The 25373-nt window shown below is 72.9% G+C and carries 20 protein-coding genes; 10 read left to right on the forward strand and 10 right to left on the reverse strand.

The window, feature by feature from the left end; all coding sequences use genetic code 11:
* The first annotated feature begins 369 nt into the window (after window positions 1-369).
* Window positions 370-2067, forward strand: a complete 1698-nt coding sequence (locus SCK26_RS02405) for an amidohydrolase (RefSeq protein WP_318199558.1) — start codon at window positions 370-372, stop codon at window positions 2065-2067.
* A gap of 186 nt (window positions 2068-2253) precedes the next feature.
* A complete protein-coding gene (locus SCK26_RS02410; protein WP_318199559.1) occupies window positions 2254-2721 on the forward strand; it encodes an SsgA family sporulation/cell division regulator in 468 nt (155 codons plus the stop codon).
* 670 nt (window positions 2722-3391) lie between these two features.
* Here the strand turns inward: SCK26_RS02410 and SCK26_RS02415 are convergent.
* On the reverse strand, window positions 3392-5005 hold the full coding sequence (locus tag SCK26_RS02415) for a tannase/feruloyl esterase family alpha/beta hydrolase (protein ID WP_318199560.1): 1614 nt from the start codon (window positions 5003-5005) through the stop codon (window positions 3392-3394).
* 593 nt (window positions 5006-5598) lie between these two features.
* Here SCK26_RS02415 and abc-f point away from each other — a divergent pair.
* The 4 genes from abc-f to SCK26_RS02435 all read left to right on the forward strand — a co-directional run bounded on the left by abc-f (window position 5599) and on the right by SCK26_RS02435 (window position 11710).
* Window positions 5599-7233: a ribosomal protection-like ABC-F family protein gene (gene abc-f, locus SCK26_RS02420; protein WP_318199561.1), complete on the forward strand. Its 1635-nt coding sequence runs from the start codon at window positions 5599-5601 to the stop codon at window positions 7231-7233.
* A 78-nt stretch (window positions 7234-7311) separates the two neighbouring features.
* On the forward strand, window positions 7312-8994 hold the full coding sequence (locus SCK26_RS02425) for an ABC-F family ATP-binding cassette domain-containing protein (protein WP_318199562.1): 1683 nt from the start codon (window positions 7312-7314) through the stop codon (window positions 8992-8994).
* Between the two features lie 104 nt (window positions 8995-9098).
* On the forward strand, window positions 9099-9659 hold the full coding sequence (locus SCK26_RS02430; protein WP_318199563.1) for a CGNR zinc finger domain-containing protein: 561 nt from the start codon (window positions 9099-9101) through the stop codon (window positions 9657-9659).
* A gap of 560 nt (window positions 9660-10219) precedes the next feature.
* Window positions 10220-11710, forward strand: coding sequence for a hypothetical protein (locus SCK26_RS02435; protein ID WP_318199564.1), 1491 nt, complete (start codon window positions 10220-10222; stop codon window positions 11708-11710).
* Between the two features lie 980 nt (window positions 11711-12690).
* On the opposite strand, the gene SCK26_RS02440 is transcribed toward SCK26_RS02435, so the two are convergent.
* Entirely contained in the window at window positions 12691-13155 is a 465-nt protein-coding gene (locus SCK26_RS02440) for a hypothetical protein (protein WP_318199565.1), read from the reverse strand.
* 205 nt (window positions 13156-13360) lie between these two features.
* The gene (locus SCK26_RS02445; protein ID WP_318199566.1) at window positions 13361-14716 is read right to left on the reverse strand and encodes a hypothetical protein; all 1356 of its coding nucleotides are present in this window, start codon (window positions 14714-14716) and stop codon (window positions 13361-13363) included.
* Between the two features lie 114 nt (window positions 14717-14830).
* Here SCK26_RS02445 and SCK26_RS02450 point away from each other — a divergent pair, with 114 nt between their 5' ends.
* Window positions 14831-16066 (forward strand): molybdopterin-dependent oxidoreductase, encoded by a 1236-nt coding sequence (locus tag SCK26_RS02450; protein ID WP_318199567.1) that lies wholly within the window; start codon window positions 14831-14833, stop codon window positions 16064-16066.
* Window positions 16067-16379: 313 nt separating this feature from the next.
* Here SCK26_RS02450 and SCK26_RS02455 read toward each other — a convergent pair whose 3' ends face one another.
* The 3 genes from SCK26_RS02455 to SCK26_RS02465 are packed head-to-tail and all read right to left on the reverse strand — an operon-like array spanning window position 16380 to window position 18489.
* A complete protein-coding gene (locus SCK26_RS02455; protein WP_318199568.1) occupies window positions 16380-17153 on the reverse strand; it encodes a class I SAM-dependent methyltransferase in 774 nt (257 codons plus the stop codon).
* Window positions 17150-17779: a DUF2064 domain-containing protein gene (locus SCK26_RS02460; protein WP_318199569.1), complete on the reverse strand. Its 630-nt coding sequence runs from the start codon at window positions 17777-17779 to the stop codon at window positions 17150-17152. Before SCK26_RS02460 ends, SCK26_RS02455 begins: the two co-directional genes overlap by 4 nt.
* Window positions 17776-18489, reverse strand: coding sequence for a glycosyltransferase family 2 protein (locus tag SCK26_RS02465; RefSeq protein ID WP_318199570.1), 714 nt, complete (start codon window positions 18487-18489; stop codon window positions 17776-17778). The genes SCK26_RS02460 and SCK26_RS02465 overlap by 4 nt, the downstream gene beginning before the upstream one ends.
* A 115-nt stretch (window positions 18490-18604) precedes the next feature.
* Here SCK26_RS02465 and SCK26_RS02470 point away from each other — a divergent pair, with 115 nt between their 5' ends.
* Together SCK26_RS02470 and SCK26_RS02475 are read left to right on the forward strand one after the other, a co-directional pair.
* On the forward strand, window positions 18605-19387 hold the full coding sequence (locus tag SCK26_RS02470) for a response regulator transcription factor (RefSeq protein ID WP_318199571.1): 783 nt from the start codon (window positions 18605-18607) through the stop codon (window positions 19385-19387).
* Between the two features lies 1 nt (window position 19388).
* The gene (locus SCK26_RS02475; protein ID WP_318199572.1) at window positions 19389-20498 is read left to right on the forward strand and encodes a HAMP domain-containing sensor histidine kinase; all 1110 of its coding nucleotides are present in this window, start codon (window positions 19389-19391) and stop codon (window positions 20496-20498) included.
* Window positions 20499-20533: 35 nt separating this feature from the next.
* On the opposite strand, the gene SCK26_RS02480 is transcribed toward SCK26_RS02475, so the two are convergent.
* Both SCK26_RS02480 and SCK26_RS02485 read right to left on the reverse strand, forming a co-directional pair.
* Complete coding sequence (locus SCK26_RS02480; RefSeq protein WP_318199573.1) at window positions 20534-21523, reverse strand: NAD-dependent epimerase/dehydratase family protein; 990 nt, start codon at window positions 21521-21523, stop codon at window positions 20534-20536.
* 482 nt (window positions 21524-22005) lie between these two features.
* A complete protein-coding gene (locus tag SCK26_RS02485; RefSeq protein WP_318199574.1) occupies window positions 22006-22977 on the reverse strand; it encodes a pirin family protein in 972 nt (323 codons plus the stop codon).
* Between the two features lie 97 nt (window positions 22978-23074).
* On the opposite strand from SCK26_RS02485, the gene SCK26_RS02490 reads away from it, so the two are divergent.
* Window positions 23075-23563: a carboxymuconolactone decarboxylase family protein gene (locus tag SCK26_RS02490; RefSeq protein WP_318199575.1), complete on the forward strand. Its 489-nt coding sequence runs from the start codon at window positions 23075-23077 to the stop codon at window positions 23561-23563.
* Between the two features lie 177 nt (window positions 23564-23740).
* Here SCK26_RS02490 and SCK26_RS02495 read toward each other — a convergent pair whose 3' ends face one another.
* Complete coding sequence (locus SCK26_RS02495) at window positions 23741-24316, reverse strand: DNA starvation/stationary phase protection protein (RefSeq protein ID WP_318199576.1); 576 nt, start codon at window positions 24314-24316, stop codon at window positions 23741-23743.
* Window positions 24317-24641: 325 nt separating this feature from the next.
* Window positions 24642-25355 carry an alpha/beta hydrolase gene (locus SCK26_RS02500; RefSeq protein WP_318199577.1) on the reverse strand — a complete coding sequence of 238 codons (714 nt, stop codon included), beginning with the start codon at window positions 25353-25355 and terminating at the stop codon, window positions 24642-24644.
* Window positions 25356-25373: the final 18 nt, after the last annotated feature.

The following is a 25373-nucleotide window of genomic DNA, read 5'->3' on the forward strand; positions in this document are numbered from 1 at the left end:
CCGAACGGACCGTCGCAGAGCGCGCCAGCAGAGCCGTCAGCCGCGGACGGGCGTCGCGTGGTCATGGGCGGGGCACGGGTCGGCCGGCCCTTCCCGGAGACGGCCGTCACCGGGGCGCCACGAGGCCTGGACTGAGGCGCACGCCGGGAAACCCTCTCACACCTGGCAAACACACATCGGGCGGCGAATCCTCACACGTTACGACGCGAGCGGCCCGGACGAGAGAGCGGAGCCCGGTTCGGCGCCCGTTTCCGGCCATCAGGGCACCGGCCTGCCACAGAGACACATATGCTCCTCGGCAACACGCCACACCACATGTCATGGAGCCGGCCGCCCGGCCCCTCCCTCACACTTCGAGGACGAACCGACGTGAACGACTTCCACCCCGGCCGTCGACGCCTGCTGAAGATGTTCGGACTGAGCGCCACCGCGACCACCGCCGCCGTCCTCCAGGCCGACCCGGTGCTCGCCGCGACCCTCGGCCACGACGAGAGGACCGGGGTCGACCCCGCCACCTACCGCGCCCCCACGGGGCTGGCGAAGAACACCGCGGCCAAGCAGACCGCACTTGAGTGGATCAGCGCCAACGAAGGCGCGGTCACCGGGCTGAGCGACCGCGTGTGGCAGTACGCGGAGCTGTCGCTGCGCGAGTGGAAGTCCTCCCTCGCCCACGCCAGGCTGCTCCAGGACAACGGCTTCACCGTCACCTGGGGCTCGGCCGGCTTCCCGACCGCCTTCGTCGCCACGTACGGCACCGAGGGCCCCGTCCTCGGTTTCAACGCCGAGTACGACGCCCTGCCCGGCCTGTCGCAGAAGAAGGGCGTGGGCATGCACGACCCGCTGGTTCACCACTACGACGCCTACGGCCCCACGTACGGCGCCGGCCACGGCGACGCCCACAACTGCCTCGGCGCGGGCGGCACCGCGGCCGCCATAGCCGTGGCGCGGGCGATCCGCGTCCACGGGCTGAAGGCCAGGGTCAAGCTGTTCGGCAGCGCCGGCGAGGAACAGCTCGTCGGCAAGGCCTACGCGGTCAAGGAGGGCGTCTACGACGACCTCGACGCCTTCCTGGACTGGCACCCGTTCAGCATCACGGTGCCGTTCTGGAACACCACCAGCGCCCTGATTTCGGCCACGTTCACCTTCCTCGGCGCCTCCGGCCACGGCGGCACCCCGCTCGGCAACAAGAGCGGCCTGGACGGTGCCCTGCTGATGGCGACGATGTCGGAGTACCTGCGGGAGAAGAACGTCGCCCCGTCCGGACGGTTCCACTACGCCGTCATCAACGGCGGCGGCGCCCCGAACGTGACTCCGGACATGTGCTCCATCTGGTTCTTCGTCCGCGAGGGCAGCCCGGCACGCGCCCGGGTGCTCTACGACAAGATCGTGGAGTGCGCCAAGGCCGCCGCACAGGCCAGCCAGACCCGCCTGGTCCACAAGTTCCACTCGGCGACGTGGAACCTGCTGGCCAACAAGGCCGGAGCGGAACTGCTCAACGACAACATGCGGCAGATCGGCGCGCCTCGGTTCACCGACGCCGACCACGCCCTGGCCAGAAGCATCCAGAAGTCACTGGGCCGGCCGGAGACCGGCATGCCGACCCAGCTGACCCCGCTCGCTCCGCCGGCCGCCGCCTACACCGGCGGACTGGCCACCGACACCGCCGACGTCAGCTGGCAGGCGCCGACCGCCGTACTGCTGTCCGCGGCCTACCCGCCCGGCATCCCGAACCACAACTGGGGCGCCACCGCGACGGCGGCCACCAATATCGGCCACCAGGCGCTGCTGTCCGCCGCCCGCTACCTCGCGGCCGGCGCGATCGACCTGATCGAGCAGCCGGAGCGGCTGGACGCCATGAAGCAGGAGTTCGCCGAGCGTACCGACGGCGTCGGCTGGGCCTCGATGATCCCCGACGGGAGCCAGCCGCCACTGTACGAACCGCCGGCCGAGTTCCTCAGGGCGACCGGGCAGAGCTGGCCGCCGAAGGGCGTGACCTGGCCGGTGCCCCCCGTGGTGGCGGCCGAGCAACTGGGCACCACGGGCCCCGACCTGCCGCCCGTGACCTGAGAGATGCCGTCCGAAGACCCATGGGAGGGCGTTGACTTACGTCAGGCCCCGGGACACGTCCGAGAAGGTTTCGTCAACCGCCGTGCGCAGTCTCGCCGCTTGACCGTCAAGTGACCGATGTGCGGCCCGGACGCGTGGCGGACAGTGGGAGGCACAGACTTCGTACCACCGAGGGGAACTCCTGCCATGCACCCTGATCAGTCACCGTTGCGGGCTCGGTCGGCGCCCCGGCACGTTCCGCCGCTACTCCTCGACGTCGACCAGATGCTCGACGAGTTCTCCCGCCAGGCCGTCCAGGCGGAGTTCCGGTTCGACCCGGCCATGCCCGCGGTGATCACCGTCGAGTTCCTGGCGGAACGCGGACCCGGTGTGGTCTGGCGGATCGGCCGCGAGCTCCTGCACCGCGGGCTGACGGAGATGAGCGGCTCCCGCGACGTGCGGATGTGGCCGACACTGCCCGGTGAACGGCCGTCGTCCTGGCTGCTCCTCGAAACGCAGGAGGTGGAGGCGCTGTTCGAGCTGCCCACCGCGGAGCTGGCGGAGTGGCTCGACGCCACCTATCGGATCACCTCGGCCGAGACGGAGATGGACGCTCTGGACTGGGACGGGTTCCTGCTGGGGCTGACGGGCGGCCCGGAGACACCGGGCGAATGAACGCGACCGGAACCGGTCGGAGAATGACGTGCCCTCTTGCGCGCCACCTGTCGGAGAGGTGACGCACAAGGATTGTCTCGTCGGCCCGGCGGGAGGCCGCCGGCATGTGTGCCCCGGGCACCCGATGGCGACGCTTCGCCCGGCCCGCACCCGCACGCGCGGCCCGAACTGGTGCCGGGCGCGGTGGAGGAGTTCCTGCGCTACGCCCCCTCCGTCGAACGCTCCACGAGCAGCTACGCCGCGCGGGACCTCGAACTGGGCGGAGTGGCGATCCCCTGGGGCTCCAGGATCGCCGTGGCTCTCGGCTCCGCCGGACGCGACGCCCCGCAACCGGGCGGCGGCGCGACCGTGCTGGACATGACCCGGCCGGACGCCCGCCGTCTGGCCTTCGGGCACGGCATCCACTACTGCTCCGGTGCCCCGCCGGCCCGCCTGGAGGCGACGATCGCCCCGCGCACCCCGCTCGCCCGGATCCCGGAACTGGAACTCGCCTTCCCGGCGGACTCGTTGCGGTGGATCGACTCCGGGATCGTCCGCGGCGTGCTGTGCCTCCAGATGCGCGCTACCGCGTGGGCTGACGGCGATCACCGTACGACGACGTCCCGGCCCGCGCCACGGGGCGCGGGCCGGGACGGTGCTGAACGGCTGCGGTGTCGGGTCGCCGACCCGGTCAGTGCCGGGAAGGGAGGACGCAGTGGAAGCTGGTGGCCAGGGACGGGTCATCGTGGCCCTGGTAGCGGGACACCTCGGGGTAGGCGCACAGGTTGCGTTCGAGCCGCTTGCCCTGGGCGTTGACGAGCGTGGCGGGCAGGGTCCTGGGCGCCTCGCCGTGCTCGACCCAGGCGGTCAGGGCGGCGAGGCCGTCGGTGGAGCCGTCCTGACCGTCGAGGCCGCAGTGGCCGGTGTTGGGAGCGAGGAAGAGACGGTAGAAGTCGTCGACCTTCTTGGCGCTGCCCATCTCCCGCACCACGCGTCGGCGGTAGTCCGCGGTGCCCTGCGGCGGGATGTACTGGTCGGCCTGGCCCTGCCAGGTCAGGAGCTTGCCGCCGGACTCGCGGAAGGCGGAGAGATCCGGGTCGTCGGTGTCCATGATGTGGCCGTACTCGGCCACGGCCTGGTGGAACAGCTCGGTGAACCGGCTGTAGGTGATGGTCGAGACGTCGAAGGACGGATCCTTCTCCACCCAGCTCGCCGTCCAGCGGGCGGGCACCTGGAACGGCGCGCCCTTGAGGTTGCCGTCGGCGTCGGCCACGGTGCCCGCGAGGCCCCTCAGGTCGGCCCCGACCGGGACGCCGGACCACAGCTTCCTGCCGGAGGCGGTGCGCGGGCCGTCCCAGATCTTGCGGACGACGGCCGCGTCGGCGGCGGTGATGGTCAGTTCCCTGCCCGCGCACAGCACCTTGGTACCGATCAGCCGGCGCGGGTCGAAGTCGCAGCGGTAGGCGTCGTTGACGAGGCCGTCCCTGGCACCGTCGAGCGTGTCGCAGGCGTTGACGGCGGCAGCGGTGAAGGCGTCCAGCTCGCAGCCGGTCACATAGGTCTTCTCGTTGTTCATGACGACCTGCGGCCACAGGGTGGCGAGTACGTAGCGGTCCCAGTTGACGGCGGGCGCGTCGGCGAGGATGCCGTCGTAGTCGTCGGGGTAGCGCTGGGCCTCCATGTAGCCCTGGCGTCCGCCGGTGGAGCAGCCGGTGAAGTAGGCGTACGAGGCGGCCCTGCCGTAGACCGCGTCCACGACCTCTTTACCGACAACCGCCGCCTCGTGCTGGGAGCGGGAGGCGAAGTTCTTCAGCAGCGCGGTGTCGACCTGGCCCCGGCCGTCGAGGGCCCAGCCGACGTCGAGGACATCGCCGACGCCCGCGTCGGTGGTGGTCGCGGCGTAGCCGTTCTTGACCGCGGTGGCCAGGCCGGTGCCGTTGTCCCCGGCCGAGAAGGCAGCGCCGCCGAGCGCCTGAAAGCGACCGTTCCAGCCGGTGACGGGCAGCCAGGTCCGGATTCCGGCATGGTCGCCGTCGCCCGGGTGGGTGAGCGTGACCCTCACCTCGCAGTAGGCGGGTACGCCGGTGACGGTGCCGCCCAGGATGCCGCTGCCATGGACGGTGCCGCCCTCCCGGCGGGCCGCGGTCACGGACTCGACGCGGGTGCCGGGCGGAGCCTGCACCGAGGTCGTCGTGCAGCCGAACGGGGCGGACGCGGGGGTCCGGGGCTCGGCGGACGCGGTCGGCAGGTACACCGCCGCGACCAGCGGCACACCGGCCGCGAGCACGGTCATCAGTCGTCTCATGGGTTTTCCCATCCAAGGAAGAGGTGTGCGCCCGGCAGTGGCGGGACACACATGTGCGCGGCACAAGAGCAGGAAGTCCGAGCGGGACGTTATCACCTGTTAAGCCGGTGACGAAAGAGGGATCGTCGAAAGGAACGCACGGTGCGGGAGATCGGGGGAAGCAGTCCGGAGATGAGGGAGGCAGTCCGGTGAACCACATCAGCAGGCGGAACTTGGCGGACAGCAACCCGGTCAGGAAGGGCGGCGTCCGCGGCGTCGAGGATGTCCGCGAGCCTGATCCCTTCGGCCCCCGCTTCGGCTTGCCTGCCATCGTCAGCGCGCTCCTTCGGCTCACACGTGTGAACGGCGGACATCGGCCGGGCCGAACGCCGGCACAACACCTGCTAAGCTGTCGGTGACCTGGACCGTGTGATCGAGGAGTCGCAGACGTGGTGGGTGAAGACGACATCTCCGGGTGAGATCCGGATCTGACGGCCACCGGCCGGCGCACAGGAGCGCCGCCGCCGACGTGGCCCGTCTCGTCGTACCCCTTTCCCCATGTCTGCCCCGGGCAGAGGTCTCTGTTCTGCCCTCCATGCCTTCGAGGTCCCTTCATGTCTCACGCCGCCATCGTCTGCTCCGGCCTCTCCTTCTCCTGGCCCGACGACACCCCTGTCTTCCGCGACCTGTCCTTCACCGTGACCACCGGCCGTACCGGACTGGTCGCCCCCAACGGCTCCGGCAAGAGCACCCTGCTCAAACTGATCGCCGGTGAACTCCATCCGGCCACCGGCTCGGTGTCGGTCGGCGGCACGCTGGGCTACCTCCCGCAGAGCCTCCCCCTGACCGGCGACCTCACCGTCGCCGAGGTGCTCGGCGTCGCCGAGGTGATCCGCGCCCTGGACGCCGTCGAGTCCGGCGACGTCGGCGCGGAGCACTTCACCACCATCGGCGACGACTGGGACATCGAGGAGCGCACCCGCGCACAGCTGGACCGGCTGGGTCTCGCCGGCCTCGCCTTGGACCGCAGCCTGAGCACCCTCAGCGGCGGCCAGATCGTCTCCCTCGGCCTGGCCGCCCAGCTGCTCAAGCGCCCGGACGTCCTCCTGCTCGACGAACCGACCAACAACCTCGACGCCGAGGCCCGCCACAAGCTCTACGACGTCCTCTCGGACTTCACCGGCTGCCTCCTGCTGGTCAGCCACGACCGCGCCCTGCTCGACCGCATGGACCGCATCGCCGAACTCGGCAGCGGCGAACTGCGCTTCTACGGCGGCAACTTCACCGAGTACGAAGAGGCCGTCCGCGCCGAGCAGGAGGTCGCCGAGAAGAACGTCCGCAACGCCGAGCAGGAACTCAAGCGCGAGAAGCGGGAGATGCAGCAGGCCCGCGAACGCGCCGAGCGCCGGATGAGCAACGCCTCCAAGAACCTGAAGAACGCCGGCCTGCCCAAGATCTTCGCCGGGAACATGAAGCGCGGCGCACAGGAAGCGGCCGGCAGGTCCGGCCAGCTGCACGCCTCCCGCGTCAGCGAGGCCAGGGCCCGCCTCGACGAGGCCGGACGCACGCTGCGCGACGAGCAGCGCCTCACCCTGGAACTGCCCGACACCAACGTGCCCGCCGGGCGCAACCTCTTCCTCGGCGAGGGCATGCAGGTCCACCACGCCGACCGCGCCGTCTTCGCCGACGGCGGCGTCGACCTGACCGTCCGCGGCCCCGAGCGCATCGCGCTCACCGGGCCCAACGGCTCCGGCAAGACCACCCTGCTGCGGCTCGTCACCGGGGACCTCACCCCGGACAGCGGGGAGATCAAGCGCAACGACGGCCGGATCGCCTACCTCTCGCAGCGCCTGGACCTGCTCGACCCGGACCGCACCGTGGCGGAGAACTTCGCCGCGTTCGCCCCCGAGCGGCCCGAGGCGGAGCGGATGAACCTGCTCGCCCGCTTCCTCTTCCGCGGGGCCCGCGCTCATCTGCCCGTCGGCGTCCTCTCCGGCGGCGAACGGCTGCGCGCCACCCTGGCCTGCGTCCTGTGCGCCGAGCCGGCGCCCCATCTGCTCCTGCTCGACGAGCCGACCAACAACCTCGACCTGGTCAGCGCGGGCCAGCTGGAGAGCGCGCTCAACTCCTACCAGGGTGCCTTCCTGGTGATCAGCCACGACGAGCGGTTCCTCGCCGGGATCGGCGTGAACCGCTGGCTGCGGCTGGCCGACGGCGTGCTGAAGGAGACGGGAGCCCCCATGGGGTGAACCCCGGCGTGCGACGTGGCCCGCGTCCGAGGCTCCGCGCCCGGCGGGCCGACCACCGAACACGTTGGAAGGATCCCCATGCCCCAGCCCGCTCTGCTCGCCCGCGACCTCGTCCGCACCCTGGGCGGCCGGCGCGTCCTCGACGGCGTCTCCCTGACCGCCTCCCCCGGCCACCGCATCGGCCTGATCGGGGAGAACGGCGTCGGCAAGTCCACCCTGCTCCGGATGCTCGCCGGCGTCGACGAACCCGACGCGGGAAGCGTCTCGCGCCCCGCCGAGCCGGGCTTCCTCCACCAGGAGATGCCCTACGACGCCGACGCCACCGTCGCCGCGGTGCTGGACGAGGCGCTGCGCGAGGCCCGCGAGGACCTCGCGGAACTTCAACGGCTCGGCGAGGAACTCGCCCGCGTCGCGCAGGACGACCCCGGCCACCAGGAACTCCTCGACGCCTACGGGAGGCGGCTGGAGCAGGCCCAGGACCGGGAGTCCTGGGACGCCGACCGGCGTGCGGCCCTGGTGCTGGACGGACTGGGCCTCGGCGCGGTCGGCCACGACCGCGCGCTGGGCTCGCTGTCCGGCGGGCAGCGCGGCCGGCTCGCCCTGGCCGCGCTGCTCGTACGACGCCCCTCCGCGCTGCTGCTCGACGAGCCGACCAACCACCTCGACGACGGCGCCGCCGCCTTCCTGGAGGAGCAGCTCCGCGCCCTGCCCGGAACGGTCGTGGTCGCCAGCCACGACCGGGCGTTCCTCGACGCCGTCTGCACGGACCTCGTCGACCTCGACCCGGCGGTGGACGGTCCGGTCCGCTACGGCGGCAACTACACCGCCTACCTGGCCGAGAAGCGCGCCGAACGGGAGCGCTGGAAACGGCGGTACGCCGAGGAACAGCAGGAACTGGCGAAACTGCGGCAGGCGGCTGGAGTGACCGCGCACCGGGTCGCACCGGACCGGGGTCGCACCGACAACGAGAAAATGGGCTACGGCCACCGGGCGGGCCGGGTGCAGAACCAGATCTCCCGCCGGGTGCGCGACGCCACCCGGCGGCTGGAGGAGCTGGAGCGCGCCCGGGTCGCCGAGCCACCGCGCCCGCTGCGGTTCGCGGCCGGGGAGCTGACCGCACGGGTCGAGGAGGGCTCGCAGCCGCTGGTGTCCCTGCGGAACGTCCGGGTGCCCGGCCGGCTGGCGCTGGACGCGCTGGAGATCTCGGCGACCGACCGGCTGCTGGTCACCGGCGGCAACGGGGCCGGCAAGTCCACGCTGCTCGCCGTACTCGCCGGACGGCTGGCGGCCGAGGGCGAGGTGTGCAGGCGGCGCCGGCTGACGGTGGGGCTGCTCACCCAGGACACCGTGTTCGACCGGCCCGAACGCACGGTCCGCGACACCTACGGGCGGTCGCTGGGCCCGGCACGGACCGAGCAGGTGCCGCTGGCCTCGCTCGGGCTGCTGCACGAGGCGGACCTGGACAAGCCCGTCGGTCAGCTGTCCGTCGGGCAGCGGCGACGGCTCGCGCTGGCGCTGCTGGTGGCCCGTCCGCCCCAGCTGCTGCTGCTCGACGAGCCGACCAACCATCTCTCCCCCAGGCTGTGCGACGAACTGGAGGAGGCCCTGGGCCCGGGCCCCGGCGCCATCGCCGTCGCCAGCCACGACCGCTGGCTGCGGCGGCGGTGGCAGGGCCGGGAGCTCCGTCTGGAGCCGGGAGGCCGGCTGGACGCGGGAGACGGACGGCGGGAGAACCCGCACACGGTCCGATCGCGAGTCTGATCCACGGGCGCCGTGGGTGGTGGTGCCGCCTCCCCTTGCGCGGCACCACCCAGAGTGGTGACGGGTTCTTGCGCTCCCCATCAGTCACCCGTCAAGATGGTGATGTGAACCTCGACCATGTTTTCGTGTGCGGACATCCGGCCCTCGACTTCGCGGCCACTCTGCGTGCCCGGCGCTCGACCCGGTTCGAGATGTTCGTGGCACCCGACCGGCTCAACGCCTGGTATCTGGAGTCGGGACTCGTGGACACGATCACGCCCGCCGACGAATCGGACGTCCGGGAGGCGACCACCGTACGTGAGGCCATATACCGCCTCCTCGCCAACCGCCGACTCGGTGAGGAGTTCGACCGCCAGGCACTCGCCGTGGTCAACGGCGCGGCGCGCAAGACGCCGGTGACACCGCAGCTCACGATGGCGGGCCGGCACAACGAGGGGACCCCGGCGCAGGCCCTGGCGACCGTCGCGCGGCAGGCCGTCGAGCTGCTCAGCGGCCCGGACGTCCCGCTGCTGAAGGAGTGCGGCAACCCCGAGTGCACACGGATCTACATCGACCGCTCCCGGGGCATGCGGCGCCAGTGGTGCGGCATGGAGTCCTGCGGCAACAAGATCAAGGCCGCCGCCTACCGCGCCCGGAAGAAGACCGCGCCCGGGCCCGCGCGATGACCCCCTGACCTGGGCGTCGCACGGTTCCGGCGGGCGCCGGGGCTCGGTCGGCCGCCGAAACGCGCACCAGAAGGCGCGACGGACGTCCGCAGACCTTGTGCCGGTCAGCTCCCACCGCCGGGGAAACCCAGCTCCTACTCCGGGCTCGGCATCGGCCTTGAACAGCACCGTGACCCCCTGCTCGGCCAACGCCTCCCCACCACGTCCACCGAAGCCCCCTTGCGTCACCTCCAGCCGCGGCCGCCGTGGCTTTCCGGCGGCATCTCCGCGGACGGGGCCCTGTGCGCGATGCGCGGTCGGTGCCGCCGGTCTCCGCCGGGCGGTCGGCGAGCGGGCCGGCCGGCCCGCTCAGCGAGCCCTCCCCCGCGCTCCCCGGCGTGGACCACGGCCCCGGCACGGTAGGCCGCGGGCTCGCGAAGCACACGAGTCCACCGTCTGGTGGCGCCGCGACGAGGTACGACCGCAGGAGGAGTCCCGCCTCCTCCTGCGGTCGCAGAGAAGCCATTCACCTGGCGTGCTCGATTGCGACCCCGGTCGCATGCGATGGCGACCCCGGATCGATGTGGCATCGCGTGCCCCGCCCTCAGGATGGCCGGGTGACCGAGATCATCACGGGGCTGTCCATGTCCCCTCTGGAATTGCTTGCCGTGCCAGGTGCCGTCGCGCTGGTGGTGGCGCGCTGGCTTCCCCGCGCTGCCCGCCCGCGCGTCGCGATCGCGGCGGGAGCGGTTCTCGTGCTGTCCGCGGTCGTGCTGAGTGTGGTGGGGATCCGCTGGCAGATGCTGCCGGTACTGGCAGGCGCTGCCCTCGCGTTGCCGTCCGCCCTCGCTCCTCTGCTGCGACGCCGTACCGGACGGCCGGCGTGGCGGGCCCGGTGGTGGCTGGCATTGCCGGGGTCGGTGGCCTGTATCGGCCTGATCGCCACGGGTCCGGTGGCCGCCTGGGCCTTTCCCGTACCCGTGTTCCCGGAACCGTCAGGCCGCTTCGCGGTCGGCACCCGCGTGGTGCAGTGGACCGACCCGCACCGCCCCGAGACCGCCACCGCCGACCCGCACGACCGGCGCATGGTCGTGGTCCAGCTCTGGTATCCGGCGCGGAAGAGCCCCGCAAGCGCGCAGCGGGCCCGGTATCTCGGCCGCACGGAGCACGAGGCGCGCACCGTCTCCGACGCCCTCGCCCGCCATGTGGGCCTGCCCGGCTTCCTGGTCGACGGCGTCCCGCGTGCCCGCACCCATTCCGTCTTCAACGCCCCGGTGGCCGGCGGGAATGGACGGTTCCCGGTCGTGCTGTTCTCTCCCGGGCTGGGCGGAGTCCGCACCCAGAACACCGCCTGGGCGGAGGAACTGGCCAGCCACGGCTATGTGGTCGCCGCCCTCGACCACCCGTACGACTCCGCCGCCGTCGTCCTCGCCGACGGCCGGACGATCACCGCCAAGGTCACCTCCACCGGCGACCCGGACAAGGACGAGAAGCTGGGGATCGGCTGGACTGCGGTTCGAGCCGCCGACCTCAGCTTCGTCCTCACTCGGCTGGGCCGTCTGGACCGCGGCGAGACCGCGGACCCGCTGACCGGGCGCCTGGACACCGGCCGGGCCGCGGTGACCGGCCACTCCATAGGCGGCGGTTCCGCTGTGCAGGCAGCTCGCCAGGACCGCCGGTTCGACGCCGTCATCGATCTGGACGGCTATCCCTACGACCCCACTTCACGCCCCCTCCACCAGCCGGCGCTCGCGCTCACCCAGGCAACCACCCCGGACACCGACCCCCGCTACATACCCCGCCTCACCAAGGTCCTCAAGCTCAACACCGCCACGAGCTACCGGCTCACCGTCCCCGGCGCCGCACACCTCACCTTCATGGACGCCCCCCTGTACCTGCCGCCCGTGCCCTCGATACTCGGCTCCCTGGGCCGCACCGAGAGCCCGCACCTCGTCGCCGCAACGACGCTCGCCTTCCTGGACACCACCCTGCGGCACAGACCCGACGCCCTGACCGCCGTTCTGTCCGCCTACGGCGACCTCACCGTCTACCGCCCGGGCAACGGCCGCTGACCAACTGTGCGACCAGGGCTGCTGGAGAGGTGTCCGCAACGGTGCGGCTGGGTGATGCGGACGACGAGGTCAGTGGAGTTGCCCGCATACGGGTCGTTGAGTTGGTGTACGCACCGGACGGCGTCGTCGACCAGGCACTCGGCGGCGGTGTGCGGGTCGTCGGCCGGGTCCCGGTCGGTGACCTCGTGGGGCTCGTAGGCACCGTGGGAGGCGACAGCCGCCGGCCGTGCCGTGCCGCGAAGGTACTCGATGGCCGGGTGGCCCCGCCGTCGCACGCCCGGCCTGCGGTGTGGTCCTCGGTCAGCGGCGCAGGTGCCCGTCCAGGAGGAGGCAGGCGCGGGCGTCGCCGGACCGGGCGGCCGGCGATTCATGGCCCCGTTCGGTGGTCGGGGTGGCCCGGCCTCTCTTCTTACGCGGGATCAGTCGTCGCGTCGCGGCGACGGTGACACCGAGGCCGGTCAACGCGAGCCCGCCGACTCCTCCTGGAGGCAGCCTTCGCCGCCGCGGGCCTGACCGACCGTCTGGACCAGGACTGGACGCAGCGCGCCTGAGCCCGGACCGCCCCTCGGGAACCGAGACCTCGTACCAGGGTCGGGACTCCCCTCACACCGAGCCCCGGCCCTCGGAGCAACCCCTCGCGGCGTCCCCTGCGCCGTGCCAGAACGACGAACTGCGCCCCGCCACCGACGCACACCGACGGCACCCGCCTGGAGCGAAACGCTCCGACTGCCCACACCGGGAACCACGGCGTCGCCTTCCGGCCGCTGCCCCATCGCCCTGCGGGCTGCGCGGGCCGGGTACCGCCCCGGCCGTAACGAGCACCAGGGCAGTCACACAGCGATACGTGTCCGTTCGCCGCAGCTATACGAGAACAGGGCCGCCGCGCCCCGTGAGTTCGCGGAAACTGAAGGTGCTTCAGCGGGAACCAGAGGGTCGGATGGTGTGCTCTGCGGGGATCGATCGGTGGGTCCGTGTCGAACTCACGGCGAGGCATCCGAATCTGCGGGCGTCATCGCCTCGTGAAGATGGGCCTCAACCGGACCCAGGTGCTGGTCATGGGCCAGGACGATGTCGTCCGCGAGATTGAGGACACGGATGCTCCCTCTCGCGAACCGCAGGGAGATACCGACGGCGACATCGAGGTTGTCGTACCGGTAGCGGATCTCTCGGGTGGAGAGGACCTGCTGGCCGACGAACCGGGTCATGGGGAAGTCGGGCAGGTCGTCCTCGACCGTGGTGTGGCCGTATTCGTCCATGTCGTAGGGCCCATGAGGCTGGTCGACCTTCATGGACAATCCATCGCCCGGCGTGTGGAACCGGACGGGGCCGACGCCGTCCATATGCAGCCACATGTGCAGGAGAGAGGGCTCGGTCTCCTCGTAGTGGTGCCAGGACGTCGTCACCTTCAGCAGGCGTCTGCCGACCAGGTCCTCAGCATTGATCACGGACTGATGCTGTCACAGCGCTCAACGACTCGGCACTGGTTTCCAGGAGGCGCCGGGCCGAGTCCGCGTAGCGCATCGCGGTCTTCTCGTCGAGCCCGGAGACCTCCGCGAGATGGAGCGGGTCAGGCCCGTGGGTCAGGCCCCGGCCGCGGACCTCGGCGGACTGGTGGGCGAGGTACTTCGCCCAGGCCAGCCGCGGGCAGTGTCACCAGCCGGTGAACAGCAGATGGTTCAGCAGGAGCGCGAGCACCGCCTGCGCGGCGAGCCAGCCGCGCGGCCGTGGCAGGAACGCGCAGGCCGCGAGCAGCCACATCGCGAACGGGAGCCAGATGCGCTCCGTCTCCGCTTTGCTCATCCCGGACAGGTCCGCGGCCAGGAGGGCCGCCAGGGCCGCCGCCACGACGAGGGCGAGGCGGCGCTCGGCCGGGGGCGCCGGGCTGCGGCGGGTGGCCAGCGCGCCGGCCCGCCGCAGCCCGGCCGCCGTGGCCAGGCCGGTGATCAGCACCGTGCAGGCCAGGTTGGCCCACACCCAGTAGCCGTAGGGGCGGGTGCCGCCGACGCCTTGGTAGTAGCGCGTGACCAGCAGCCGGTATCCCTCCCACCAGTCGAAACCGGACAGCGTGAACGCCACCGGGACGACGGCCGTCCCGGCCAGGAGCAGCACCAGCAGGACCGGTCGCTCGCGGACTCGGTGGCGGCCCGCCACCAGCACGGCCGCGCCGATCGGCGCGAAGAGCGTGAGGCCGTAGGAGAGGTAGCAGGTCAGGCCGTACAGCAGCCCGCTGCCCGCCGCCCAGAACACGGACCGGCCGGTGACCGCGAGGGCCAGCAGGGCCACGGACCAGGCGGCGACCGCCGCGAAGTACCCGTCGGCCGAGACGCCCGCCCAGACCGCGGCCGGGGTCATGACCAGGAACGGCGCCGCCCGCCGGGCCAGGACCTCGCCGGCCAGGGCCCGGACCGCCACCAGGACGGCCACGCAGGCGGTCGCGCCGATCGTGAGGGACCAGGCGCCGGCCCAGCCGCCGCCGCGCAGACCGGCCCGGTCCAGGAGGACGAAGGTGAGGGTGGCCGCCGGGGGATGCCCGGCGATGTGGGCGGGCCAGGGGGCGGGGGAGCCGATGACGATGTGGTGGGTGAAGTCGCTCAGGGCGGCCGGGATGTCGTGGAAGCGGCCGATGACCGTGAGGTACTCGTTGCGGGTGGTGAGCCGGCCGGCCACGCCCCGCTGCCAGCCGTCGACCAGCGCCAGCGACCACGTCCAGGCCAGCGCCGTGCCCCAGGCCGCCGGCAGCAGTCCTCCCCATGGCAGCCGGGCGACGACGGACGGCCCGTGGGCCACCACGGCGAGCGCCACCAGCAAGGCGGCCGGCGTGCCCGGGCCCGGATGGGGGTCCCAGTCGGCGAACAGCGGCGGCCAGTGCACGAACAGCGTGCGGCGGGTGTCCTGGAGGTGCCGGCCGACGAGCACGGCGGTGAGGACGAGCAGGATGGCGGCGGCAGCGGCGGCGAGGTCGGCGCGCAGGCCGGCGTACCGGTCACGGAGGGGAGCCTGGGTCACACCCGGAACGCTAGGTGCGCGACCGGGCGAAGAACGCCCCCGACAGCCGGACGTCAGCGTTTCGTCATGGGTCGCGGGCCCGTTCGCGGGGTCCTTCCGGCCTACCGTCGGACCATGCGAGACCACTACCCGCGACTCCCCTCCTCCCCGGGCTTCTGGCGCAGCCCGCTGCGCGGCCCCTGGTTCACCTCCGTGCTCGGTCTGGTGCTGCTCGCCGGCATCACCGTGCTGTTCGTGACCGGACTGGTGTCGTACGCGGCCTACAACCCGGGTCTGTCCCGGGTGAACGACCAGACACCGGACAAGGGGATCCTCGGCTTCTACCTCTTCGCCTGGCCCACCGGCCCGGTATGGCTGTACCGGTTCACGCAGGGCGTGCACGTCACCCTCGGCATCACCCTGATCCCGGTGCTGCTGGCCAAGCTGTGGTCCGTGGTGCCGAGGCTGTTCGCCCTGCCCCCGGCCCGCTCGGTCGCGCACGGGCTGGAACGGATCTCCCTGCTGCTCCTCGTCGGCGGCGGGCTGTTCGAGTTCACCACCGGTGTGCTCAACGTCCAGCTGGACTACGTCTTCCCGGGCTCTTTCTACCCGCTGCACTTCTACGGCGCGTGGGTGTTCTTCGCCGCGTTCGTGGCCCACGCCGTCCTGAAGGCGCCGACGGCCCTGCGGGCGGTGCGGCGGCCACTGCACGAGGACGGCGACCTGGTCACCCCGCGCCCGGACGAGCCCACCGTCTCCCGGCGCGGCGCGCTGGCGCTGGTCGGCGGCGGCTCGCTGCTGCTGTTCGCGACCACCGTGGGGCAGAGCCTGGGCGGGCCCTTCCGGCGTACGGCCCTGCTCGCGCCGCACGGCGCGGCCGACCCCGGCGGCGGCCCCAACGGGTTCCAGATCAACAAGACGGCCACGTACGCCCGGATCACCGCGGCCGACACCCACCGGGACGGGTGGCGGCTCGTCGTCACCGGGCGCACCGGAACCGTGCGCCTGAGCCGTGCCGAGCTGCTCCGGCTGCCGCTGCACAGCGCGTCGCTGCCCATCGCCTGCGTGGAGGGCTGGTCGACTGACGACCAGTGGTGGCGCGGGGTGCGGCTGCGCGACCTCGCGACGCTCGTCGGCTACGACGGCGACCCGCCGGACGTGTTCGTGGAGTCGCTCCAGCGGCACGGCGCCTTCCGCCGCGCGGCCCTGCGGGCCAACCAGGTCGCCGACCCCCGCTCGCTGCTCGCCCTGTACGTCAACGGCGAGGATCTGTCCCCCGACCACGGCTACCCGGCGCGGATCATCGTGCCCGCCGCGCCCGGTGTGCTCAACACCAAGTGGGTGGCGCGGCTGGCCTTCGGAGACCTGTGATGCGCCCGCGCCCGCCGCTCGGCAATCCCTTCCGGATCCTGCTGCTGGCCTGCTCGTTCGCGCTCGCCGGCTATGCCGGGGTGCGGCTGCTCGCGGACGACTGGCGGGCCGTGGCGCTGTGGGTGGTCGGGGCGGCCCTGCTGCACGACCTCGTGCTGCTGCCGTTGTACACGGTGGCGGACCGGGCGGTCGTCCGCGGGCTCGGCGCCGCGGGACGGCGGAAGTGGACGCTGTACGTCCGCGTCCCGGCCGCTTTGTCCGGGCTGCTTCTGCTGGTGTGGTTCCCGCTGATCAGCGGGATGGTCGACCGGCGCTACCAGTCCGCCACCGGCCTGTCCCCGGACGGCTTCCTCGCCCGCTGGCTGCTGATCAGCGCGGTGTTGTTCGGCGGCTCGGCGCTGCTGCCGGCGGTGCGGAGCCGAGCGCGCGGGAGGCTGCGCAGGGCGACGAAGCGCCGCGCGCCGGACGTCCACTGACCCACCGTCCGCCAGTCCGCCCGGCCCGCGTACCGCAGCAGGGCCGGGGTGCCGAGCCGAGCCCAGGGGAAGGCGCCACCGTCCGTCCCGGCCCCGGTGCCGGCGACGACCTGCACCTCGGACCGTTCGTCGACGTCCACCGCGGCTGTCTCGGCGATCAGCAGGCCGCCGGCGCTCAGCAGCCGGGCCACCCGGTCCAGCAGGACCCCCGGATCGCCGCCGATGCCGATGTTGCCGTCCATGAGCAGCACCGTGTCCCAGCGGCCCTCGCCGGGCAGCGGCTCGAACACCGAGCGCCGCAGCGCCTGGCCGCCGAGCCGCACGGTGTGCTCGACGGCGGCCTCGCTGACATCGATCCCGAGGACGGTACGGCCCCGGACGGCGAGTTCCGCCACCAGCCGCCCCGGCCCGCAGCCGACGTCGAGCACGGCGCCCTCGCAGCGATCCAGCACCGCCCGGTCGACCGGGTCCGCTCGCGCGCACCACCGCTCGACCTCCAGCGGCAGCAGCCAGCCGTCGCTGCGGCGCAGGAACAGCGGGCCGCGCCCGGTGCGCAGCGCGTCCGCGTAGGGGTCGGCGCCGGCCCAGGCGAGGGCCCGAGGTGTGCTCATCGGGCCGTCCCGGGGCCGGTGTGCGCGGTGCACCGGGCGAGGCGGGCGGCGAACCGGCCGTGCGGTGCGAGCGCGGCGACCGCCGCCGCGTCGGCGGCGGTGTCCACGTCCCGCAGCCGGGGCAGGTCCCGCACCCGCAGCCCGGCGGCCACCAGCCGCCGCCGCTGCACGGCACCCGTCCACCGCGTCGACATGGGCACGCCCCGAAGCAGTCGTGGGTCGGGCTCGGCCAGGCCCAGCGCCCAGAACCCGCCGTCCGCCGCCGGCCCGAAGCACGCGTCGTACCCGGCGAAGTCCACGCTCAGCAGCTCCGGGGTCACTTGCGGGGTGTCCATGCCGATGAGCAGGGCAGGACCCTCGCACCGGGCGAACGCGTCGGCCAGCCGGGCGTCCAGGTCACCCGCGCACTGCGGTACGACGTCGAAGCCGGGTGGCAGCCAGGGGCCGGGCGTCCCGTCCAGTACCAGCACGCGGCGGGTGGCGGGCGTGGCCGCCACGGCGTGCAGCGTGTCGGCGAGCGCCGCCTCGGCGAGCGCTGCCGCCTGCGCGGGACTGAACGGCGGGGTGAGCCGCGTCTTGACCCGTCCCGGCAGCGGTTCCTTGGCGATGACGAGCAGCGTGGTCACCGTACGGTCCTCCGGTCGGCCGGGGGTTCGGCCAGGACGCGGCTCATGTCCCGGACCGCCTGCCAGGTGCCGCGCCAGGTACCCGTCACCTTGGAGCGGCCGGCGCGCGGCGCATACGGCACGTCGTGCTCGGTGATCCGCCAGCCCGCGTCGGCCGCCCTCACCACCATCTGGAGCGGATAGCCGCTGCGCCGGTCACTCAGACCGAGTGCGAGCAGCGGCTCCCGGCGGGCCGCGCGCAGCGGGCCGAGGTCGCGCAGCCGCAGTCCGGTACGGCGGCGCAGCAGTCGCGCGAGCGCGAGGTTGCCGGCCCGGGCGTGCGCGGGCCAGGCGCCCCGGCCCCGCGCCCGCCGTCGGCCGAGGACCAGGTCGGCCCGGTCGTCGAGGACCTCCCGCACGAAGGGTACGAGGTGCCCGGGGTCGAGCGAGGCGTCGCAGTCGCAGAAGCAGACGACGTCGGCGGTGGCGGCGGTGAGCCCGGCGTGGCAGGCGGCACCGAACCCGCGCTGCCGCTCGTGGACAACGGTCGCACCGAGGGCGCGGGCGATGTCCGCCGAGCCGTCGGTGGAGCCGTTGTCCACGACGAGGGCGCGCCAGCCGGCCGGGATCCGCGCGAGCACCCAGGGCAGGGCCGCCGCCTCGTCCAGGCACGGCAACACCACGTCCACGCTCGCCGGTGAAGAGGGTGATGAGGTGGTCACGCCGTTCACCCTACGAATGTGAAGCGGACATATCGGTCTAGTGCTCCTTACGAAACGCGGACGTCGGGGCTGGGATCCGGCCGCGGAAGCGACACCCTCGACGACCCGGTGCGAGGCTGGGATCATGCAGCAGCCGCATCTGTCCAGCACGGGCAGCGCCACGGACGGGACCGCCCCCGCATCCTCCGCACCGGCTCCGCGGTCGGCCTCCGGTGCCGCCCGGGTCCTGGTCGTCGACGACGACGCCACCGTGGCCGAGGTCGTCGCCGGCTACCTCGGCCGCGCCGGGTACCTGGTGGACCGGGCCGCCGACGGCCCCACCGCCCTCAGGCGCGCCGCCGCCCACTGGCCCGACCTGGTGGTGCTCGACCTGATGCTGCCCGGCATGGACGGACTGGAGGTCTGCCGCCGGCTGCGCGCACGGGCCGCCGTGCCCGTTGTCATGCTCACCGCCCGCGGCGACGAGGAGGACCGCGTCCTGGGACTCGAGGTGGGCGCGGACGACTACGTGACCAAGCCGTTCAGCCCCCGCGAACTGGTCCTGCGGGTGCAGTCGGTGCTCCGCCGCGCCCGCCCCGCCGTGGCCGCCGGCCCGCTGGCCGCCGCCGGGCTCACCGTCGACCCCGCCGCCCGCCGCGCCACCAAGAACGGCACCGAACTCGCGCTCACCCTGCGCGAGTTCGACCTCCTCGCCTTCTTCCTGCGGCATCCGGGACGGGCGTACACCAGGGAGGACCTGATGCGCGAGGTGTGGGGCTGGGATTTCGGCGATCTCTCCACCGTCACGGTCCACATTCGCCGGCTGCGCGGCAAGACCGAGGACGACCCGGCCCGGCCGCGCCTGATCCAGACCGTGTGGGGCGTCGGCTACCGCTTCGACCCGAGCGGCCGGGACGCGGAGGACTGACATGCACGACACCCTGCTCATCGCCCTGTACGCCTTCGCCGGGGCCGCCGTCACCGGCCTCACGGGGGCCGCCGCGCTGCGGCTGCTGCGGCGACGCTCGCTCACCGTGTCCCTCGCCGTCGTCGCGGCGGTCGGCGTCGGCGGCGTGCTTGCCGGGACACTCGCGGTCGCCTGGGCGATGTTCCTCTCCCCGCACGACCTGACCGTGGTGACGACGGTCGTCGCGATGGCGGCCGTGGTCTCCCTGGCGACCGCCCTCCTGCTGGGCCGCTGGGTCGTCGCCCGCAGCCACGAACTCGCCCTGGCGGCCCGCTCGCTCGGTGAGGCCGGTGGCTTCACGGCCCCACTGGCCCCGGCCACCGCCGAACTGGCGCAACTGAGCCGCGAATTGGCAGCCACAAGTGCCCGACTCGCCGAATCACGGGAGCGGGAACGCCTGTTGGAGACCTCACGCCGGGAACTCGTCGCCTGGATCTCCCACGACCTGCGCACCCCGCTCGCCGGGCTGCGCGCCATGTCGGAGGCCCTGGAGGACGGTGTCGCCGACGATCCCGGCCGCTATCTGCAACAGATCCGCACCGAGGTCGAGCGCCTCAACGACATGGTCGGCGACCTCTTCGAACTCTCCCGCATCCATGCCGGCACGCTTCCGCTGACACCGTCTCGGATCTCCCTCTACGACCTCGTCGGCGACGCCCTCGCCGGAGCCGATCCGCTCGCCCGCGCCCACGGTGTCCGGCTGGTCGGCGACCGGGTGGAGCCGGTCCCGGTGGAGGTCGACGCCAAGGAGATGAGCCGCGTCCTGGGCAACCTGCTGGTCAACGCCATCCGCCGGACGCCCGCCGACGGCACGGTCGCCGTCGCCGCCGAGCGCTCGCCCGGCGGCGTGGTCGTCTCCGTGACGGACGGCTGCGGCGGCATCCCCGAGGAGGACCTGCCCCGCGTCTTCGACACCGGCTGGCGCGGCACCCACGCCCGCACCCCGCCGGCCGGCGCGGGCCTGGGCCTCGCCATCGTGCGCGGCATCGTCGAGGCCCACAGCGGCCGGGCCACCGTGCGCAACATCCCCGGCGGCTGCCGCTTCGAGGTCACCCTGCCCGCGGCACCCTAGGCCCACTCGCAGACCCCGCGGCACCCCACCACGGCTCACCCGGAGGCTGCGAACTCCTGCATGCCCTCCGCGAAACCGACCTCCGGCTTCCAGCCCAGCTCGGTCCGCAGCCGCGAGGAGTCGGCCGTGATGTGCCGTACGTCCCCCAGGCGGTACTCCCCGGTGATCACCGGTGCGGGCCCTCCGTGGGCGTCGGCCAGCGCGCGGGCCATCTCGCCGACGGTGTGCGGCTCGCCGCTGCCGGTGTTGTACACGGTGAGCACACCCGGGGCGGAACGGCCCTCGAGCGCCAGCAGGTTGGCGGCGGCCACGTCCCGCACATGCACGAAGTCCCGGCGCTGCCGCCCGTCCTCGAACACGCGGGGCGCCTCACCCCGGGCGAGCGCGGACCGGAAGAAGGAGGCGACACCGGCGTACGGGGTGTCGCGGGGCATCCGGGGCCCGTACACGTTGTGGTAGCGCAGCGACACGGCGGACCCACCCGTCGACCGGGCCCAGGCGGCGGCCAGGTGCTCCTGCGCGAGCTTGGTCGTGGCGTACACGTTGCGCGGATCGGCCGGCGCGTCCTCGCCGACCAGCCCAGCGATCAGCTCCGCACCACATACCGGGCACCCGGGCTCGAACCGGCCCGCGTCCAGGTCGGCGACCGTCCGGGGCCCCGGCCGTACGCCCCCGTCACGCGGACACGCGTACCGCCCTTCCCCGTACACCACCATCGACCCGGCCAGCACGAGGTGCCGTACCCCCGCCTCCGCCATGGCGGCGAGCAGGACGGCCGTCCCCAGGTCGTTGCGGGAGACGTACTCCGCCGCGTCCCCGAACCCCGCCCCGAGCCCGACCATCGCGGCCTGATGACACACGGCGTCCGCACCGGCCACGGCCCGGGAGACCGCCTCGGGATCGCGCACGTCCGCGTCTGGTGCCGCGCGCACGTCGAAGACGACCGCCTCGTGCCCGCGCGCCGTCAGCGCCTCCACGACATGGGACCCGATGAACCCGGCACCGCCGGTGACCAGTACACGCATACACCCACGCTAGGCCCGCCCCGACGCCGCACCACCCGGCCACGCCCGCACGTCACGACTCCGTAAGGCCGGCGCCCCGGGAGCGAATCGGCGGTGAGGGGACGTGCCGGCCCGGGCCCGGCAGGACGCCGTCTGGAGCCGCCGGCAGGTCGCCAACCAGGACCGCTCGCTGCCGCGCGACGTACGCGTATGGCGTGGGACGGCCGGCATGTCATCCCCGCGCGGGCGTCAGACGCCACCGGTTCGCCGAGAAGGATCATCACCAGGCGTGGTGTCGCGGAACGTTGTCACACGAGCGAAGTGGGCTGCCGTTGGACATCGACGAGCGGTTCGGGCGGCTGGTCGGAGGCGAGGCGGCGGTCGCTCCCGGCGGCCCCGGCTGACGGGTGGCAGGTCGCCGAGAGCGGCGTACGGCCGATCGTGAGGTTGGCGAAGACGGCGCCGGTCTCCCCGCCCCCAGCGGATCACTGCGTTTCAGCACGTCAACGATGGTTTCGCCGCGGTTTCAGCGGCACCGTGGGAAGCTCGGGCGCGGGGAGCGGGTCGCCGTCATAGCCCTGGACCGAACCGAACCGGTCCCCCGACGCCCACTCGTCGCGTGCCCGGACGATCTCCTCGTGTGACCGGCCGATGAAGTTCCACCACATGACGATCTCCTCCTGGAACGGCGGGCCGCCCAGCAGGATCAGGCGGGCCGGCTCGTCCGCCTGGTTCGTCAGGGTGAGGGTGGTGCGGCCCGGGGGCGCGTAGCCGAGTTCGGCCGGTTTGAGGATGGTTTCGCCGAAGAGGACGTTCCCCGTGTCGACCAGGACGCCGTGCTCGAAGCCGGAGTCGATGCCGAGCGTGACGGTGGCCTGCGGGGCCAGGTGCAGTTCGGCGCCCAGCAGCGGGGTGAAGGTGCGCACCGGGGAGGTGTCGCCGGCGAGGGTGCCGAGGAAGACCCGGGCCTCGCCGCCGTCGAGCGGCACGGGCGTGGGCGCGTAGTGCTGGAAGTCCCGCGCGGTGTCGCGGTGTTCCTCGGGCAGGGCGACCCAGAGCTGCACACCGTGCAGGACCGTGGTCGCGGGAGTGGACACCTCGGAGTGGCAGATGCCGTGCCCGCTCGTCATGAGGTTCAGCTCGCCGGGCCGGACGTAGGCGTGGACACCGAGGCTGTCCCGGTGTTCGATCTCACCGCTGAAGAGCCAGCTGACGGTCTGGAGACCGATGTGGGGGTGCGGTGCGACGTCCATGCCTCCGCTGGAGGCCACGTCGTCCGGTCCGTAGTGGTCGGCGAAGCACCAGGCACCGATCAGCGACCGGGATCGCTGGGGCAGCGTGCGCCGTACCCGCATGGCCCGGGGGCCGCCCAGGGGCACGTCGCGCGGAGTGAGGACCTCGACACCGGCGGGCACCGGCAGGCCGGTCCCGGCGTCGCGGACGTGGGCGACGGGCACCGCTTCCGTGTTGCTCACCGGTCTGCTCCTCTCCCGAGAAGGAAAGTTCGAGTTTCAACATTCACTTGGTGATGATAGGACGTACATCAGAACATCGCGCGATGAAGGAGATCACGTGGCCGAGACCGTGACGGCGACCACAGGCGGACGGGTGTTCGTCGACAAGCAGAGCCCGGACGCCTACCACGCGATGACGGCGACCGCCGAAACGGTCCGCGCGGTCGCCGCCGGCGCGGGCCTGGACCGCCTCCTCGTCGAACTGGTCAACATCCGCGTGTCCCAGCTCAACGCCTGCGCCTACTGCCTCGACCTGCACACCCGCGCCGCCCTGCGCGCCGGAGAGACGGCACAGCGGCTGGGCGTGCTGCCCGCCTGGCGGGACACCGGGCTGTTCTCGCCGCGCGAGCGCGCGGCGCTGGCCCTGGCCGAGGCCACCACCCACCCGTCGGACGCCGAGGCGCAGGACACCGCCTACGCCCTCGCCCGCTCCGTCCTGTCGGACGACGAGATCTCCGCCGTGATCTGGGTCGCGATCACCATCAACGCCTTCAACCGGGTCTCCGTCATGAGCAAGCACCCGGTGCGTCCGGCGCCTCCCCGCTGATCCCGCGTCGACCCGACAGGACGTACCGCGCCGGCCGGGGCCCGGACGCGCGTAAACGCCCTCGTCGTCCGCCGCGGTGAAGCCGTCGGCCCCGCCGGCCGGCGGAGATCAGTGCGTGGCCTCATCGGAGGAGATCGCCGGCATCACGGCCGGGACGGTCTCCCGGTCAGCGGCGTGTCACGCGCGGACCAGGGGTGTGTCGACCAGGTGCTCCGCGAGGAACCACGCCTGGAGTTCGCCGGTGCGGATCACCTGGGAGACCAGCAGGTCGTTGGTGCCGTCGTCGCCCAGTTCCGCGACGCGGGCCGCCGCGTCGTGCGCGTCGGCCAGGATGGTCTCGTGCGCTTCGAGGAGCCGGGAGAGCATCGCGGGCACTTCCTCGACACCGTCCGGCGGGCGCGGGATCGAGGTGAGCTCGGCGACGTGCCGGGAGTCTCCCACGGCCACGCCGCCCAGTGTCTGGACGCGCTCGGCGAGCGTGTCGACCAGGGCGAGCTGCTGTGCCGCGTGCTGGTCCAGGACGAGGTGCAGCTGGTAGAAGGTCGCGCCGCGCACCAGCCAGTGGTGCTTCTTGTAGAGGCCGTAGAGGATCTGCGTGTCGGCGAGGGCCTTGTTGAGCCGCTGGCAGGAGTACATGCGGGCCTCGTACGACAGGGCCAGCGGGAACTGCTTGACGGTGCCGAACTCCTGGATGATGCGGCCCTTCTGGTGCAGCCGGGGCTGACTGCCGGTGGGCGTGATGTCGGTGGTCATGGTCCGTCTCCTGCGGTTGGTGCGCTGTGTACACCGGTGACGCTAGGCGTGGAACGCCCTGCCGCCTTGTCCGAGAGCGCATGTGTGTGTGCGCGTCAGCGCAGACGTGGTCGTGGTCCGTGCAGGTCCGTGTGCGTGTGCGCGTCCACGAGCCGGGTGCGAGTCCGCGCGTGTGCGTGCGCGCGTCAGCGGGAAGTGGGTCCGCGTCGACGCTCGTGACCCGGGCGGGCATGCCGAACGGCCGCGCGGGCCAGGGGAGTCGCCTGCGCGGCCGTTCGGGGACTTGGGGCGAGCCGGTCGCGGACCGCCTCTTGGGGAGCCTCGGTCAGCCGGTCGCGCGGACCGCCTGGAGGATCAGGTCGGCGACCGCCTCGGGCCGGGAGACGGCCACCGCGTGGGAGGCGCCTTCCAGCTCGGTGATCGTCGCGCCGGCCCGCTTCGCGCCGAAGCGCTCCACCTCCGGGTTGATCGCCTGGTCGGCGGCCGCCACCAGGGCCCAGGACGGCTTGGTCTTCCAGGCGGCGGCGGTGGCCGTCTCCTCGAAGGCCGCCGCGGCGAGCGGACGCTGCGCCGCCGCGAGCGCCTTGGTGGTCTCGGCCGGCACGTCGGCGGCGAAGACGGACGGGAAGGCGTCCTCGGCGATGGTGACCTCGACGGCCGGGTCACCGCCCGGCACCGGGTACGTCCACTGCTTGAGGTTGCTCACCAGCGGCGAGGCCGGGAAGCGGCCTTGCAGCTCGCCGAGGCTCTCGCCCTCCTCCAGGACGTAGGCGGCGACGTAGACGAGGCCGACGACGTTCTCGGCGGTGCCGGCCACGGTGATGAGCGCACCGCCGTAGGAGTGCCCGACCAGCACGACGGGGCCCTCGATCCGGGCGGCGACCGAGGCGACGTAGGCGGCGTCGGCGGCGAGGCCGCGCAGCGGGTTGGGCGGGGCGATCACCGGGACGCCGTGGCGCTGGAGGCGGGAGATGACGCCGGTCCAGCTGCCGGCGTCGGCGAACGCGCCGTGGACGAGGAGGACGGTGGGCGTGGTCATGGACTGGGGTTCCTCGGG

This window comes from Streptomyces sp. SCL15-4, assembly GCF_033366695.1.
GTDB lineage: Bacteria > Actinomycetota > Actinomycetes > Streptomycetales > Streptomycetaceae > Streptomyces.